General features: G+C 73.4%; 14 protein-coding genes. 6 read left to right on the top strand and 8 right to left on the bottom strand.

What is annotated here, in order from left to right; genetic code table 11:
• Positions 1-6: 6 nt before the first annotated feature.
• Entirely contained in the window at positions 7-1242 is a 1236-nt protein-coding gene (locus ABD665_RS15240) for an MFS transporter (protein ID WP_204914964.1), read from the top strand.
• A gap of 188 nt (positions 1243-1430) precedes the next feature.
• Here ABD665_RS15240 and ABD665_RS15235 read toward each other — a convergent pair whose 3' ends face one another.
• Positions 1431-2288 carry an NAD(P)-binding domain-containing protein gene (locus ABD665_RS15235; RefSeq protein WP_204913477.1) on the bottom strand — a complete coding sequence of 286 codons (858 nt, stop codon included), beginning with the start codon at positions 2286-2288 and terminating at the stop codon, positions 1431-1433.
• Positions 2289-2437: 149 nt separating this feature from the next.
• On the opposite strand from ABD665_RS15235, the gene ABD665_RS15230 reads away from it, so the two are divergent.
• From ABD665_RS15230 to ABD665_RS15220, 3 genes are all read left to right on the top strand, one after another.
• Positions 2438-3364: a hypothetical protein gene (locus ABD665_RS15230; protein WP_344742492.1), complete on the top strand. Its 927-nt coding sequence runs from the start codon at positions 2438-2440 to the stop codon at positions 3362-3364.
• A gap of 128 nt (positions 3365-3492) precedes the next feature.
• Positions 3493-3855, top strand: a complete 363-nt coding sequence (locus tag ABD665_RS15225; protein WP_344742491.1) for a DUF2256 domain-containing protein — start codon at positions 3493-3495, stop codon at positions 3853-3855.
• Positions 3856-4067: 212 nt separating this feature from the next.
• Complete coding sequence (locus tag ABD665_RS15220; RefSeq protein ID WP_344742586.1) at positions 4068-5285, top strand: MFS transporter; 1218 nt, start codon at positions 4068-4070, stop codon at positions 5283-5285.
• Positions 5286-5327: 42 nt separating this feature from the next.
• Here ABD665_RS15220 and ABD665_RS15215 read toward each other — a convergent pair whose 3' ends face one another.
• The 4 genes from ABD665_RS15215 to deoC form a co-directional block, all read right to left on the bottom strand.
• Positions 5328-5936 (bottom strand): uridine kinase, encoded by a 609-nt coding sequence (locus ABD665_RS15215; protein ID WP_344742490.1) that lies wholly within the window; start codon positions 5934-5936, stop codon positions 5328-5330.
• Positions 5937-6076: 140 nt separating this feature from the next.
• On the bottom strand, positions 6077-6973 hold the full coding sequence (locus ABD665_RS15210; RefSeq protein ID WP_204913475.1) for an aldehyde dehydrogenase family protein: 897 nt from the start codon (positions 6971-6973) through the stop codon (positions 6077-6079).
• A complete protein-coding gene (locus ABD665_RS15205; RefSeq protein ID WP_204913474.1) occupies positions 6973-8445 on the bottom strand; it encodes an aldehyde dehydrogenase family protein in 1473 nt (490 codons plus the stop codon). Before ABD665_RS15205 ends, ABD665_RS15210 begins: the two co-directional genes overlap by 1 nt.
• A gap of 13 nt (positions 8446-8458) precedes the next feature.
• Complete coding sequence (gene deoC / locus ABD665_RS15200) at positions 8459-9469, bottom strand: deoxyribose-phosphate aldolase (RefSeq protein ID WP_204913473.1); 1011 nt, start codon at positions 9467-9469, stop codon at positions 8459-8461.
• Positions 9470-9568: 99 nt separating this feature from the next.
• On the opposite strand from deoC, the gene ABD665_RS15195 reads away from it, so the two are divergent.
• Positions 9569-10948: a TrpB-like pyridoxal phosphate-dependent enzyme gene (locus ABD665_RS15195; RefSeq protein ID WP_204913472.1), complete on the top strand. Its 1380-nt coding sequence runs from the start codon at positions 9569-9571 to the stop codon at positions 10946-10948.
• Between the two features lie 69 nt (positions 10949-11017).
• Here ABD665_RS15195 and lat read toward each other — a convergent pair whose 3' ends face one another.
• Entirely contained in the window at positions 11018-12355 is a 1338-nt protein-coding gene (gene lat / locus ABD665_RS15190; protein WP_204913471.1) for an L-lysine 6-transaminase, read from the bottom strand.
• Positions 12356-12470: 115 nt separating this feature from the next.
• A complete protein-coding gene (locus tag ABD665_RS15185) occupies positions 12471-12836 on the bottom strand; it encodes a metalloregulator ArsR/SmtB family transcription factor (RefSeq protein ID WP_204913470.1) in 366 nt (121 codons plus the stop codon).
• Between the two features lie 103 nt (positions 12837-12939).
• Here ABD665_RS15185 and ABD665_RS15180 point away from each other — a divergent pair, with 103 nt between their 5' ends.
• The gene (locus tag ABD665_RS15180) at positions 12940-14184 is read left to right on the top strand and encodes a sodium:proton exchanger (RefSeq protein WP_204913469.1); all 1245 of its coding nucleotides are present in this window, start codon (positions 12940-12942) and stop codon (positions 14182-14184) included.
• Between the two features lie 4 nt (positions 14185-14188).
• Here ABD665_RS15180 and ABD665_RS15175 read toward each other — a convergent pair whose 3' ends face one another.
• Positions 14189-15874, bottom strand: a complete 1686-nt coding sequence (locus tag ABD665_RS15175) for a phosphohexomutase domain-containing protein (protein WP_204913468.1) — start codon at positions 15872-15874, stop codon at positions 14189-14191.
• Between the last annotated feature and the right edge of the window lie 7 nt (positions 15875-15881).

Raw genomic sequence — 15881 nt, 5'->3', positions numbered from 1 at the left:
ACCAGCATCCTGCGCCAGCCGAAGTCGGTCTGGGCCGTGGCGTTCGCGTGCGTGATCGCCTTCATGGGCATCGGGCTCGTCGACCCGATCCTGCCGGCGATCAGCGCCGAGCTCGGCGCCACGACCGCGGAGACGGAGCTGCTGTTCACCAGCTACCTGCTCGTCACCGGGCTGGCGATGTTCTTCACCAGCTTCGTCTCCAGCCGCATCGGCGCCAAGCCCACGCTGCTCGTGGGCCTCGCGCTGATCGTCGTCTTCGCCGCGCTGGCGGGGGCGAGCGGCTCGGTGAACGAGGTGATCGGGTTCCGCGCGGGCTGGGGCCTCGGGAACGCCCTGTTCATCTCCACCGCGCTCGCCACGATCGTCGGGGCGGCCAGCGGGGGAGCGGACCGCGCGATCATCCTGTACGAGGCCGCGCTGGGCCTCGGCATCGCGATCGGACCGCTGCTGGGTGGGGCGCTGGGCAGCATCAGCTGGCGCGGGCCGTTCTTCGGCACCGCCGTGCTGATGGCGATCGGCCTCCTGGCCATCGTCGTGCTCCTCGGGAAGATCCCGACCCCGACGACCCGTGTGCCGCTCTCGGCGACGTTCCGCGCGCTCAAGCACCGCGCGCTGCTCACGCTCGGCCTGGCCGCGCTGTTCTACAACTTCGGCTTCTTCACCCTCCTCGCCTACACCCCGTTCCCGCTGGAGACCGCCGCTCGGGCGTCGGGCTACGCCGACTTCGGCGCGCACCAGCTCGGGCTGATCTTCTGCGGGTGGGGCCTCTGCGTGGCGATCACCTCGGTGTTCGTGGCGCCCCGCCTGACCGCACGTTTCGGGCGGCAGCGCACCCTCTACGCGATGCTCCTGCTGCTGGCGCTCGACCTCGCGGCGATGGCCCTGCTGGGCGACCGCTTCTGGGTCCTCGTCGGCTGCACCATCGGCGGCGGGCTCTTCCTCGGCGTGATGAACACGGTCCTCACCGAGTCGGTCATGGAGGCGACGGAGCTGCCGCGGGCGGTCGCCTCGTCGACCTACTCGGGCATCCGCTTCGTCGGCGGCGCCATCGCCCCGGCGCTCGCGGGCGTGCTGTCCGCAGGGCTCAGCCCCGCCGCCCCGTACGCGGTCGGCGCCGTCGCCCTCGTCGTCTCGATCGGCGTGCTGCTGCTCGGGCGTCGTTCCCTGGCCCACCTCGACGCGGAGCCCGAGCCCGAGACCCTGCGCGAGCAGGCGACGGTCCTCACCGCTGCCGACAGCTGAGCGAGAACGCCCGCTGAGCCGGAGCGCCCGCTGAGCCAGAACGCCCCCTGAGCCCAGAACGCCCCCTGAGCCTGTCGAAGGGCCTCGCAGAGGTCGGCTGAGCGTGCAGGCCGACCACTCCGTGGCCCCTCGACAGGCTCAGGGGCCGTTTCCGCAACGCCGTCCGTCGGGCGGCGGCGCCCAGCGCCTCAGGCCTCGCGGAACGCCGTCATCACGGCGGCCATGTCCTCGGAACCGTGCCCCTGCGCCGCGGCCGCGTCGTAGCAGGCCAGCGCGGCCTCGGTCAGCGTCGTGCTCGTGCCGGAGGCCAGCTCGGCCTCGCGGATGAGCCCCAGGTCCTTGCGGACGCCGTCCAGCGCGAAGGACGGCGGGTACTCACCCCTCAGCATCATCGCGCCCTTGACGTGCACGTACGGCGAGTCGCTCGCCCCGCCGTCGAGGGCGTCGAGGAACAGCTGCGGGTCGATCCCGAGCTGGTGCGCCAGGCCGACGGACTGGCCGATCGCCGCCGTCAGGGTGCCGACGAAGGCGTTGCAGACGAGCTTGAGGGCCGAGCCGCGACCCGGCTCCTCGCCCACCCAGATGGTCTTGGACCCCATGGCGTCGAAGGCCGGGGCGACCCGCTCGCGCAGCTCCTCGGCCCCGGCGGCCAGGAACACCAGCGTCCCCTGCTCGGCCGGCTGCTTGGTGCCCAGCACGGGGGCGTCCACGAACGGCGCGCCGTAGCGGCTGGCCAGGTCGGCGGCCTGCGCCGTCCCCTCGAGCCCGATCGTGCTCGACTGCACCCACACCGCGCCGTCCTGCACGGCGGGCAGCGCCTCGGTCAGCACCGCGAGCACCGCGTCGGTGTCGAACAGCATCACCACGACCACGTCGGCGTCGGCGACGGCCTCGGCGGCGAAGCCGCAGACCCGCGCCCCGTCCTGCGCCAGCGGCTCGGCCTTGTCCCGCGTGCGGTTCCACGCGTTCACCTCGATGCCGGCCCGCCGCAGCGACCGCACCATCCCGACGCCCATGACACCTGTTCCCAGGACCGCAACCCGCACGCCCGCATCCTCGCAGCAGGTGGACGACGAGGGGTGCGCGCGCCCCTCGGAGCGGATTCCGCCGAACGCCAGCGGAAAACTGAAGATCCTCTTAGGGTCGTCGCGACGAGGTCGCCGACGACCTCCGCCCCTACCCCCGAGGAGCACCCGTGACCGACCCCATCACCCCGTCCGACGAGGCCGTCCTCCAGCGACGCCGTTTCCTCCGCGGCAGCGCGCTGCTCGCCGCGGCCGCCGGCGGCGCCGTCGCGGCGACCGCCACGAGCGCCCTGCCCGCGTCGGCCGATCCCGGTGAGGCCGTCCTGCTCGGCCAGTCGTCCAGCAGCACGACGACGACCACGGTGGTGCTGGACCCGGGCAGCTCGTCCGCGGCCGCCCTCACGCTGACCAACCCGTCGGGTGCCGCGCTGCTGCTCACGCCGGCGTCCGGCCTCCCGGACGACCTGCCGGTCGGCGGGCTGGCCGCGGGCCCCCGCGGCCTGGTCGTCGGTGTCGACGACGGCGACGAGGGCGTCACCGCCGAGGTGCTGACGACGTACGACCTGTCGACCCTGCCGCTCACCATCCCGTTCCTCGCGGGACGGGTCCTGAACACCAAGGACTCCGCCACCCGGGAGAGCATCGTCGCGACCTCCACGGACGCCTTCGACTCGAAGGGCCGGCTGCGGAAGGGGGCGTGGATCGACGTCGCCCTCCTGCCGACGGAGGTGACGCCCTTCTTGGCGATCGCGGCGCACCTCACCCTGACCGCGCTCGGCTCCAGCAGCGCGGGCAGCCTCGTCGTCTGTCCTCCCGGCCCCAAGCCCCCCAAGGTGGCCACGCTGCCCTTCGACAAGGGCCGCACCGTGGCCACGGGCACGTACGTCGAGCTGGGCGTGGTGGAGAAGACCTCCGCGGTCCGGATCTACGCCAGCGCGACGACCCACCTGAAGCTCGACGTCACCGGCCTGACCGTCCTGGTCGACTTCGACACGATCTCGAACAACGGGCCGGGCCTCGCCAAGGTGACGAGCTCGGCGCAGAAGAAGGTCGCTCAGCACGTCGCGCAGGTCTCGGCCCGGGCACGACTGGCCTGACGTCGCGGGCAGCTCCGGCGGCGGTGGCGCACCTCCTGGCCCCCGTCGCCGGCCTGCTCGCCCGGACTGGCGGTGCGATCGGGCGCGGACCGTGGCGGGGGCCTCGGGCCGCGAAGCACACTGGGTGCGTGCCGCCCCCCGACAAGACCTGCGCGAGCTGCGGGCGCCGTATCGAGTGGCGGGCGAAGTGGGCCAAGAACTGGGACGACGTCCGCTACTGCAGCGACGCCTGCCGGAGGCGCAAGCTGACGTCGGTCGACGTCCGGCTCGAGGCGCTGCTCCGTGCCCTGGTCGAGAAGGCCGGCCGGCAGGGGGTGGACCCGGACGACGCCGCGCGCTGCGTGGACCCGACGGCGGGGGAGACGCTGCACGAACCGGCCCGCCGCGCCGCCCGTCGTCTCGTCGCGGCGGGGGTCGCAGAGATGGTGCAGCAGGGCCGGGTGGTCGACCCCTCGACCGCGAAGGGCGCCGTGCGGCTGCGACGGGCCTGACCAGGGCGGGAGCGGGTCCGGGTGCGCGTGCGGGGCTGGCGTGGTGTGGTAAAACGTTTAAGAGAGTCCGGCTAAGCACCTGCCGGTCTCGGGCGACCAGGTCGCGGCGATGACGGCGTGCCGGCCCTCCCGTCAACCACGATCGAGACACGACCACGTCTGCTGCACGCACGCCCACCCGCACGTCCAACCGGCTCCCGCTCGCGCTCGTCCTGCGCGACCGCTTCTACCGCTCGGCGCTGCTCGCCCTGCTGCTCTCGGGCATGGCGACCTCGGTCGCCGTGCCGCAGCTCACCACCTTCTTCGTCACCGACCTCGGCGCGACGCTGCCGCAGGCCGGCCTCTACTACCTGACCAACGTGACGGCCCCGGTGGTCGGCTTCGCCCTCGGCCGGCTCTCGGACCGTCAGCCGGACCGGCTCCGGCTGTTCCGGATCGGCGCGCTCGTCGGGGCGGCCGGCTGGACCGCCATGGGCCTCGCGACGCAGCTGTGGATGCCGTTCGTCATCAGCGTCGTGGCCCTCGGCGTCGCCGGCGCCGCCGGTGCCCAGGTGTACGCGGCCGTGCGCGACGAGCTGAACCGCCGCCCGAGCGGGATGGACGTCGAGCTCATCTCCACCGTCCGGATGGGCTTCACGCTGGGCTGGGTCCTCGGCCCCGTCGTGGGCTCGCTGGCGGGCGGGTTCTTCGGGCTGCGCACGGTCATGCTCCTCACCGCGGCCCTCTCCGCCCTGCAGCTCGTGCCGATGATCGGGGTGAAGGCACCGCGCTTCGTCGCGGCGGCTGCCGTCCCGACCCCCGGTGACCGACGCCCGACGGTCGGTTCCCGGCGTGCCCTGCTGCCGCTGCTGTCCTTCTGCGCGCTCGTGACCGTCGCGGCCTGCGGGGACACCGTGAAGTTCGCCTACCTGCCGCTCTACATGAGCCAGCAGCTGCACCTGCCCGCCGCCGTGAGCGGCGGGGTCATCGCGCTCCAACCGGTCTGCGAGCTCGCGCTGATGCCGCTGGCCGCCCGGCTCGCCGGGCGCCACGGCCCGATGAAGATCGTCATGGCCGGCACGGTCTGCGCCATCGCCGCGCACCTCTGCTACGCGACCAGCACGAGCGTCGTGGGCCTCGTCGTGGCGCAGGTGCTGCTGTCGGCGATGTGGGCCGGGATGGCCGGGCTGGGCGTGTCCGTCGCCCAGGACCTCTACCCCTCGGGCGTGGGGCTCGCGTCATCGACGTTCATGAGCTCGATTCTCTTCGCCTCCACCGTCGGCGGGCTCCTCGGCAGCCTGTTCGTCTCGGTGCTCGGGGTCCCCGGCGTCTTCGTCGTGCCCGCCGTGCTGTGCACGCTCGCCCTCGTGGGGATGGCCCTGCTGGCGCGCCGGCTCGGTCGCCGGACCGTCGTTGCGCCGGACCTCGTCGAGGCGACCGCGTCAGTGTGACCACCTGTGCACCGAACACGGTGCACAGGTGTCCACCCTGAGTCAGAGCCGCGTGCCGCGCACCACGCGGAACGCCTCGGCCATGCTGACGGGGCGGCAGCCGCAGGTCAGGGCGTGGGTGCGGAGCGCCGGCTCGGCGCGGAACAGCGCGAGGCCGCGGCGCAGCAGCACGGGCAGCGGCTTGCGGTGCTCGGAGACGTCGCGGACGAAGCGGAACAGCAGCGTCTGCAGCCGCGGCCGGTCGAGGTAGATCGCGTCCATCTCGAGCCCCGCCGCGCGGGCCGCCGGGACGAGGTCCGGCGCGAAGAGCCCCTCGGCCACGAACGTCCGCGCCTCGCCGAGGTCGACCGTCCGGGTCCCGGTGCGCCGGCTCGACGAGATGTCGTACGTGGGGACCTCGGTGACGCCCGTCGTGCAGAGCGAGACCAGCGCGGCGAGGGCCGCGTCGGCGTCCCAGCTGCCGACGTCGTCCCAGTCGACCGCCGGCGCCTCGTCCGCCCCGACCGTCGTCGTCGTGCGCGGGTTCGCGGGGTCGTCCTCGTCCCGGTAGAAGTCGTCCAGGTTCACCCGTGGGCAGCGCACGGCGTTGACCAGCCGCGACTTCCCGCTGCCGGACGGTCCAGCCAACAGGACCAAGCGTGCGGTGGCCATCTCTTCGTCCTCAGCCATCGACGGATCGCGCGCCGGTGTCTGGACGACGAGAGAGCGAACACGCTTCTTCGTTCGCGAACGAGGAGGAAGACATCGGGTTCGAGCGCGATCCGCGCCGGAGCGGAGCGGAGGCCATCAGCTCAGTAACCACCGCCGCCGGACATCGAGAGGGCGCCGGTCGGGTGCCAGACGGTCTTCGTCTCCAGGAACGCGCGCAGCCGGCCCAGGCCGGGCTCGGCGGTGAAGTCGGGCGTGCCGCGCGGGACGTAGACCCGCTTGACCGTGTCGGACGCCGCCCGCTCGAGGTCGGCCCGCAGGTCGGCCGGCGCGCCGGTGAGGTCGAGCGCGTCGACGTCCCCGTGCGCGGCGAGCACGGGAGCCAGCTCTGCGACGGAACCGGTGAGGACGTTGACCGCGCCGGCCGGGACGTCGGACGTGGCCAGCACCTCGGCGAACGTCACCGCCACGCACGCGTCCGGCTGAGCGGCGACGACGACGGCCGCGTTGCCCGTCGCCAGGACCGGGGCGAGCACCGAGACCAGGCCGAGCAGCGGCGAACCCGAGGGGGCCAGCACACCGACGACGCCCGTGGGCTCGGGCGAGGAGTACGAGAAGTACGGCGCGGAGACCGGGTTCGTCGAGCCGAAGACGGCGCCGAGCTTGTCGGTCCAGCCGGCGTGGTGCACGAGCCGGTCCACGCTCGCGTCGACCTCGGTCGTGGCCGCGGCGCGGGTAGCCCCGCCGGTGACGAGCAGGTCGACGAGGTCGGACCGGCGCCCGTCGAGCATCTCGGCGATCCGGTAGACGACCTGGCCGCGGTTGTACGCCGTGGCCTTCGACCAGGAGCGGAACCCCTTGCGCGCGGCGACCACCGCGTCACGGACGTCCTTGCGAGAGGCGAGCGCGGCGTTGGCCCAGAAGGCGCCCTTCGCGTCGCGGACGACGTACGTCCGCCCGGACTCCGAGCGCGGGAACGCGCCGCCGAGGTAGAGCTTGTAGGTCTTGGGCACGCCGAGGCGGCTCTCTCCGGCGCTCATCAGGACTGCTCCTCCAGGTAGGCGGCCATGCCCGACGGGCCGCCCTCGCGGCCGAACCCGGACTCCTTGAACCCGCCGAACGCGGCCGTCGGGTCGAAGCGGTTGAACGTGTTGTCCCAGACCACGCCGGCCTTCAGCGCGCCGGCCATGGCCATCGCCCGCGAACCCTTCTCGGTCCACACGCCGGCCGACAGCCCGTACGGGGTGTTGTTCGCCTTGGCGACCGCCTCGTCCGGGGTCCGGAACGTCTCGACGGTCAGCACCGGGCCGAAGATCTCCTCGCGCACCACCCGCGACGAGCCGGCGACGTCGGTGAGGATCGTGGGGGAGACGTACCAGCCGCGCTCCGGGACCGGGCACGACGAGCGCCAGACGTGCGCGCCGTCCTCGGAGCCCGCGGCGACGAGCTCGTCGATCTTCGCCTTCTGCCGCGGCGAGTTGATCGCGCCCACGTCGGTGTTCTTGTCGAGCGGGTCGCCGACCCGCAGCGTCTGGGCGCGGGCCTCGAGCTTGGCGAGCAGCTCCTCGGCCACCGGCTCCTGGACCAGCAGCCGCGAACCCGCGCAGCAGACCTGGCCGGCGTTGAAGAAGATGCCGGTGACGATGCCCTCGACGGCCTGGTCCAGCGCGGCGTCGTCGAAGACGATGTTCGCGCCCTTGCCGCCCAGCTCCAGGGTCACGCGTCGGCCGGTCCCGGCGAGCGAGTGCTGGATCCCGCGACCGACCGCGGTCGAGCCGGTGAAGGCGACCTTGTCGACCCCGGGGTGGTTGACCAGCGCGGAGCCGACGTCGCCGGCGCCGGTGACCACGTTGACGACGCCCGGCGGGAGGCCGGCGTCGGCCATCACCTCGGCGAGGACGAGCACCGAGAGCGGGGTCGTCTCGGCCGGCTTGATCACCACGGTGTTGCCGGCGGCCAGCGCGGGCGCGATCTTCCACGCGGCCATGAGCAGCGGGAAGTTCCAGGGGATGACCTGGGCGGCGACGCCGAGCGGCCGGGGCGCCGGGCCGAGGCCCAGGTGACCGAGCTTGTCGGCCCAGCCCGCGTGGTAGAAGAAGTGCTGCGCCGCCGTCGGCACGTCGAAGTCGCGCGTCTCGCGGATCGGCTTGCCGTTGTCCAGGCACTCGAGGACGGCGAGCTCGCGGGCCCGCTCGGCCAGGCCGCGCGCGATCCGGAACAGGTAGCGGCCGCGCTCGGCGCCGCTCATCGGCGACCAGACGTCCTCGTACGCCCGCCGCGCGGCCGCGACGGCCGTGTCGACGTCGGCGGTCGTGCTCTGCGACACGGTCGCCAGCACCTCGGCGGTGCCCGGGTTGAACGTCTCGGCGTCGTCGCCGTGGCCCTCGACGAAGGTGCCGTCGACGAAGGGCAGGTAGCGGTCCTTGACGGCGGCGATCGCGGCGGACTCCGGGGCGGGCGCGTACGTCCAGCCGTCGCTCAGCGCGGCGGCGGGCGTGGTGGGGGCGGTCATGGGGGTGTCTCCCTCAGTCGAGCGGGACGGTCGCGGGGTCGGCGTAGTGCCCGTCGAGCTGGGCGCGACGCTGCAGGACGAGGTCGTCGAGCAGCGAGGACGCGCCGAAACGGAACCAGTGCGGGTCGAGCCACTCGGGCCCGGCGACCTCGTTCACGGCGACGAGGTGGCGGATCGCGTCCTTGGTGTTCCGGATACCACCGGCCGGTTTGACCGCGACCTGCTGCCCGGTCTGGTCGCGCCAGTCCCGGACGGCCTGCAGCAGCACCTGGGTGACGGGCAGCGTCGCGGCGGGGGACACCTTGCCGGTGGAGGTCTTGAGGAAGTCGGCCCCGCCGAGCAGGGCGATCCAGCAGGCGCGACGGACGTTGTCGTACGTGGCCAGCTCACCGGTCTCGAGGATGACCTTGAGCCGGGCACGGCCGCCCGCCTCGCCCACGACGGCCTTGACCGCGCGGATCTGCTCGAGCACGAGCCCGTACTGGCCGGCCAGGAAGGCGCCGCGGTCGATGACCATGTCGATCTCGTCCGCGCCGGACTCCAGCGCGAGCCGGGTGTCGGCGAGCTTGACCTCGAGGCTCGACCGCCCGGAGGGGAAGGCCGTGGCCACGGAAGCGACCTTCACGCCGCTGCCGGCGACCTCGTCGGCCGCGGTCGCGACCCGGTCGGGGTAGACGCAGACGGCGGCGACGCGCGGGGTGCCCGGGCGCCCCGGGTCGGGGGACAGGGCCTTGCGGGCCAGGTTCCGCACCTTGCCCGGGGTGTCGGCGCCCTCGAGCGTGGTGAGGTCCACCATCGAGATGGCGAGGTCGATGGCGGCCAGCTTGGACGCCTTCTTGATGGAGCGCGTGGCGAGCGTCGCGGCCCGCAGCTCGAGCCCCACCGGGTCCACCCCGGGCAGACCGGTGAGGAAGCGCTTCAGCGTCGCCTCGTCGGCCGTCGCCCCCGAGAGGTGGGCGGGCAGCGGGACCTCGGCGCGGGCCTCACCCGACGCCTGGCGGGGCGGCGGGGCGTACGTGGTCATCTGACGATCCTAGGTCGCCCACCCCCGGGGGCCGACCCCCGGGGACCGCTCTAGGGTGCGGGCACCGTACGTCCGCGCGCACCGACACCGGGAGATCCCATGGCCGCACGCCCGCCGCACCAGATCAGGCTCGACGAGTCCGAGATGCCGACGCGCTGGTACAACGTGCTGCACGACCTGCCCACCCCTCCGCCGCCGGTGCTGCACCCCGGCACCGGTCAGCCGATCGGGCCGGAGGACCTCGCGCCGCTCTTCCCCCTGGAGCTCATCGCGCAGGAGGTGTCGACCGAGCAGTACGTCGACATCCCCGAGGAGGTCCAGGACGTCTACCGGCTGTGGCGGCCGAGCCCGCTCTTCCGGGCGTACCGCCTGGAGAAGGCCCTCGGCACCCCGGCGCGGATCTACTACAAGTACGAGGGCGTCTCGCCGGCCGGCTCGCACAAGCCGAACACGGCGGTCCCGCAGGCGTACTACAACGCCAAGGCCGGGATCAAGCGGCTGAGCACCGAGACGGGGGCCGGGCAGTGGGGCACCGCGCTGGCGTTCGCCTGCGCCCAGTTCGACCTGGCGTGCGAGGTCTGGCAGGTGCGGGCCAGCTTCGACCAGAAGCCCTACCGCCGGATGATGATCGAGACGTTCGGCGGGACGGTGCACCCGAGCCCGTCGGAGCTGACGGCCGCCGGCCGGGCGATCCTCGCGGCCGACCCCACGTCGAGCGGTTCGCTGGGCATCGCCATCAGCGAGGCCGTCGAGGTCGCTGCGCAGGACCCGACGACGAACTACGCGCTCGGCAGCGTGCTGAACCACGTGCTGATGCACCAGACGATCATCGGGGAGGAGGCGCTGCTCCAGCTGGCGAAGGTGGGGGAGACCCCCGACCTGCTCGTCGGGTGCACCGGCGGCGGCTCCAACTTCGGCGGCCTGGCCTTCCCGTTCCTGCGCGAACGCTGGGCCGGGCGGATGAACCCCCAGGTCCTGGCCGTCGAGCCCGAGGCCTGCCCGTCGCTGACCCAGGGCACGTACGCGTACGACTTCGGCGACACGGCGGGCATGACGCCGCTGATGAAGATGCACACGCTCGGGCACGACTTCATCCCCGACCCCATCCACTCGGGCGGGCTGCGGTACCACGGGATGAGCCCGCTGATCAGCCACCTCTACGAGACCGGCGAGCTGTCCGCCGTGGCCAAGCCGCAGACCGAGTGCTTCGCCGCGGGGGTGCTGTTCGCGCGGACGGAGGGGATCGTGCCGGCCCCGGAACCGACCCACGCCCTCGCCTCGGTCGTGGAGGAGGCGTTGCGCTGCAAGGAGACCGGCGAGGAGAAGGTCATCCTCACCGCGCTCTGCGGCCACGGCCACCTCGACCTGCCCGCGTACGACGCCTACCTCCACGGGCGCGTCGTGGACCACGGGTGGGAGTCCGCCGACCTCCAGGCCTCGGTCGCGAAGGCGCTCACCAAGCTCCCGCAGCTGGCCTGAGGGCGTCGCGGGAGACAACGAGGAGAGTTGTGCACCGAAGTCGGTGCACAACTCTCCTCGTTCCGGCGGTCAGGCGGCGGAGACCCGCGCCACCGAACGCTCGAGGGCGGTGACGGCCTCGTCGAGCTCGTCGGCGGTGACGACAAGGGCCGGACGGAACCGGATGGACCGCTCGCCGCAGGGCAGCGCGACGACGTGCTCGTACTCGAAGAGGTCGACGACGACCGAGTCCCGCAGGGTGCGGTCGGCGAGGTCCACGGCGGCGAACAGGCCACGGCCCCGGGGGTTGTCGACCAGCGTCGAACCGGCGGCCACGCGCTGCAGCCCGGCGAGCAGGTGGTCGCCCATGACGCGGGCGTTCTCGAACAGGCCCTCAGACTCCATGACCTCGAGCATCCGGCGCGAGCGGACCATGTCCACCAGCCCGCCGCCCCAGGTCGAGTTGATCCGGCCCGGGACGACGAACACGTTCTGCTCGACCTCGTCGACGCGACCGCCGGCCATGACCCCGCCGACCTGCGCCTTCTTGGAGAACGCGACGACGTCGGGGGTGACGCCGAGCTGCTGGTAGCCCCACGCGCTGCCGGTGGTGCCGACGCCCGTCTGCACCTCGTCGAAGATCATCAGCGCGTCGTGGTCGTGCGCGAGCTGCTTCATCCGGGCGAAGAACTCCGGACGGACGTGGTTGTCGCCGCCCTCGCCCTGGATCGGCTCGGCGATGAACGCCGCGATGTCGTGCGGGTGCGCCTGGAACGCCCGCTCGGCCTGCTCCAGCGCGCGGGCCTCGGCGGCCTCGACCTCGTCGAGGTGGTCCTCCAGCGGGAAGCGGATCGCCGGGACGTCGATGCGCGGCCAGTCGAACTTCGGGAACCGGTCGGTCTTGTTCGGCTCGGTGTTGGTCAGCGACATCGTGTAGCCGCTGCGGCCGTGGAAGGCGCGCGTCAGGTGCATGATCTTGGTGCCCAGGTCGCGGCTGCGGCCGTGGGACTCGTTCCAGCGGCTCTTCCAGTCGAACGCGACCTTGAGCGCGTTCTCGACGGCGAGCGCGCCACCCTCCACGAAGAAGAGGTGCGGCAGGGCCGGGTCGCCCAGCACCCGCGCGAACGTGGCGACGAAGTCGGCGTACGCGGTGCTGTAGACGTCCGGGTTGGCCGGCTTGTGCAGCGCGACCTGGCCGAGCTCGGCGACGAAGCCCGGGTCGTCGGCCAGCGCGGGGTGGTTGAACCCCAGCGGCGACGAGGCGAAGAACGTGTAGAGGTCGAGGTAGCCCTGCCCCGTACGGGCGTCGACGATGCGCGAGCCGCGGCTGCGCTCCAGGTCGACGACCAGGGCGGCCGGGTCGGTCAGCAGGTGCGACGCCAGCACATCGTGCACCTCGGCGGGGGTCAGTCGGGTCTGCTCAGCCATGTCTGCTCCTTCGTTCACGTACGGCAGAAAGATATCCTGCCAGACCAGAGCAGCGCGAGAAAATCGACCGACGAGGCGGACGACGACGAGAGTTAACCCCTCGGTCGCCCGTGCGTCACGGCGAACCCTCCGTCGCGCCCGGGCGCGGGTCGGCCAGCGGGAAGGGCGGGTCGGGCGCCAGCGAGCCGTCCGGGGCGATGTGGTCGAAGATCTGGTGGACCAGCGTCAGGACGTGCGGGTCGTCGACGGTGTAGATCTGCCGGCGGCCGTCGCGCCGTGCGCTGACGAGCCCGGCCAGCCGCAGCTTGGCCAGGTGCTGGCTGGCGGTCGCGATGCTGACCCCGGCCTTCTCCGACAGGGTCCCGACGTCGTGCTCCCCGGCGGCCGCGAGGGCGACGAGGTGCAGCCGTACGGGGGTGCCGAGCAGGGCGAACGTGCGGGCCGCGACGTCGAGCTGGTCGCCGGTGGGCTCGGTCGTCACCCCGGCATTGTGCCCGCCACCCCGGTCGCCCGCCCGGCTGGTGCGAGCCCTCCCGTGAGTTCGTCACTTGCGCGACTGACGAAACGTTGGCAGGCTGGTCGGCATGCGCGCCCTCCGACCCGTCCTGCTCTGCCTGCTCGTGGCGGTGCCCGCGGTCGCGGTGCGGCTGTCCGGCACGGAGCTCGAGCCCGGGCCGGCCCTGCTGGTCTTCGGCGTCGCCGTGGTGGCGTCGTCGTTCGTGCTGGCGTGGGCGGCGGAGGCGGCGGAGGTCGACATCTCCGGCGGCCTCGCGATCGCCGTCCTGGCGGTCATCGCCGTGCTGCCCGAGTACGCGGTCGACCTCTACTTCGCCTACACCGCCGGCTCGCGCCCGGAGTACGTGCAGTTCGCCGCGGCGAACATGACCGGCTCCAACCGCCTGCTGCTCGGGCTGGGCTGGTCGCTCGTCGTGCTGCTCGCGCTGTTCGTGGCCCGGCGGAGGACCGGTCGCCCGGTCCGGGAGCTGGTGCTCGACCCGTCGTACCGCGTCGATATCGGGTTCCTCGCGCTGGCCTCGCTGCTCGCCCTCGTCGTGCCGGCGACCGGCCAGATCCACCTGCTCCTCGGCCTCGTGCTGCTCGGCGTCTTCGCCTGGTACCTCGTCCGGATGGCCACCTCGGCCGACGACGACGACCACGACCTCGTCGGCCCGGCCGCGCGGATCGGCGCGCTGCCGACCCGGACGCGCCGGACGGCCGTGGTGGCGATGTTCGTCGTCGCCGCCCTGGTCATCCTGGCGTCGGCCGAACCGTTCGCGGACGCTCTCGTGGAGAGCGGTCAGGCGCTCGGCATCGACCAGTTCCTGCTCGTGCAGTGGCTCGCGCCGCTGTCGTCGGAGGCGCCGGAGCTGATCATCGCGATGATCTTCGCGCTGCGAGGCAAGGGCGGCGCCGCCCTCGGCCTGCTCGTGTCGGCCAAGGTCAACCAGTGGACGCTGCTCGTCGGGAGCCTGCCCGTCGCCTACCTGTTCGGCGGCGGCTCGACCAGCCTGGTGCTGGACGCCCGGCAGGTCGAGGAGTTCTCGCTGACCGTCGCGCAGACCCTGATGGGCATCGCGGTCCTGGTCTCCCTGCGCTTCCCGCGGTGGGCCGCCTGGACGCTGCTCGCGCTCTTCGCGGTGCAGTTCGCGGTGCCGGGCACGACCGGTCGCCTGGTCCTGTCCGGGGTCTACGTCCTGCTCGCCGCCGTCGCGCTGGTGGTCAACCGGCACAGCGTCTGGCCGACCCTGGCCGCACCGTTCCGTCGGACCTCGACGGTGGTCCACGCGGACCGGCCGTCGGTCGAGGACCTCGTGCCGGCCGGGCGCTGACCGGTCAGGACAGGCCGAGGGCCTCCGCCGTGTCCTGCCGCACCCGGGCCAGCGTCTCCGCGGCCCGCGCACGGTCGTCGGCGAGACCCCCGGTCTGCTCCAGCGGGACGCGCGCCTCGAGGTAGGCCTTGAGCTTGGGCTCGGTGCCGGACGGCCGCACGACGACGCGGACGGTCGGGCCCTCGAGCCGGACGGCGTCGGTCGGCGGCAGGTCGCCCAGGCCGCCGGAGAGGTCGGTGAACTCGACCGGCTCCCCGGCGAGGGTCGCGGGCGGCTGGGCGCGCAGGCGGGCCATCGCCGCGGTGATCTCGTCGAGGTCGTCGACGCGCACCGAGAGCTGGCCGGTGAGGACCACGCCGTACGTCGTCGCGATCTCGTCCAGCCGGTCGGCGACCGTCGTCCCGGCCGCCTTGAGCGCGGCGGTCAGGGCCAGCACCCGGACCAGGGCGGTCATGCCGTCCTTGTCGCGGACGGCCTCCGGGTCGACGCAGTAGCCGATCGCCTCCTCGTAGCCGAAGGCGAGGCCGGGCACGCGCCCGATCCACTTGAACCCGGTCAGCGTCGTCGTGCTCGGCTGCCCGTACGCCGCAGCGACCGTCGCGAGCTGCGTGCTGGAGACGACCGAGCACGCGTACGTGCCGACGGTCCCGCGGCGCAGCGCGTCCTCGCCGAGCAGGACGCCGAGCTCGTCGCCGGTGAGCATCCGCCAGCCGCCGGGGAAGCGGGCGGCGACCGCGCACCGGTCGGCGTCGGGGTCGTTGGCCACGACGACGTCGGCGTCGACCTGCTCGCCGAGGGCGAGCGCGAGGTCGATCGCGCCCGGCTCCTCGGGGTTCGGGAAGGCGACGGTGGGGAAGTCGGGGTCCGGCTCGGCCTGCTCGGCGACGACCGCGGGAGCCGGGAAGCCGGCGCGCGCCACGAGGTCGAGGACGAGGTCGCCCCCGACGCCGTGCATCGGCGTGTAGGCCCACCGCAGCTCGCGCGGCGCGTCGGCCGGGACCAGCGAGGCCGCGCGGGCGGCGTACGCGTCGAGGAGGTGGGGTCCGGCCGGCTCGTACGCGTCGCTGCGCGGCACGTGGCCGAGCGGGTGGCGCGCGACCTCGTCGATGCGGGCGGCGATCTCGGCGTCGGCCGGCGGGACGATCTGCGACCCGTCGCCCAGGTAGACCTTGTAGCCGTTGTCCTGCGCCGGGTTGTGCGACGCGGTGACGACGACCCCGGCGACGCAGCCGAGGTGCCGGATCCCGAAGGCCACGACGGGCGTCGGGACGGGGCCGTCGGTGACGAGCACCTCGAAGCCGGCCGCCGCGAGCACCTCGCCGGTGTCCCGGGCGAAGCGCGCCGAGCCGTGCCGGGCGTCGTGCCCGACGAGCACCTTCGCGCCGTACTCCTGGCGCAGCTCCACCTGGTCGCGCAGGTAGGCGGCGAGCCCGGCCGCGGCCTGGGTGACGACGACGCGGTTCATGCGGTTCGGGCCGGGACCCAGGCGGCCCCGCAGCCCGGCCGTGCCGAAGGCGAGCCGGCCGCTGAACGCGTCCGTCAGCTCGGCCTGCGCCGCGGCGGCCTCCTGCGGGTCGGTGCCGTCGGCCGCAGCGACCAGGCGCTCGGTCTCGGCGCGGGTCTGCGGGTCGGGGTCCTGCGTGACCCAGGCCCCGACGGCCTGGCGGACGGACGCGGAGAGGCTCGGCACGGCGGGT

The organism is Microlunatus spumicola, from assembly GCF_039536445.1.
GTDB lineage: Bacteria > Actinomycetota > Actinomycetes > Propionibacteriales > Propionibacteriaceae > Microlunatus > Microlunatus spumicola.
This window is presented reverse-complemented; position numbering and strand designations above follow the sequence as displayed.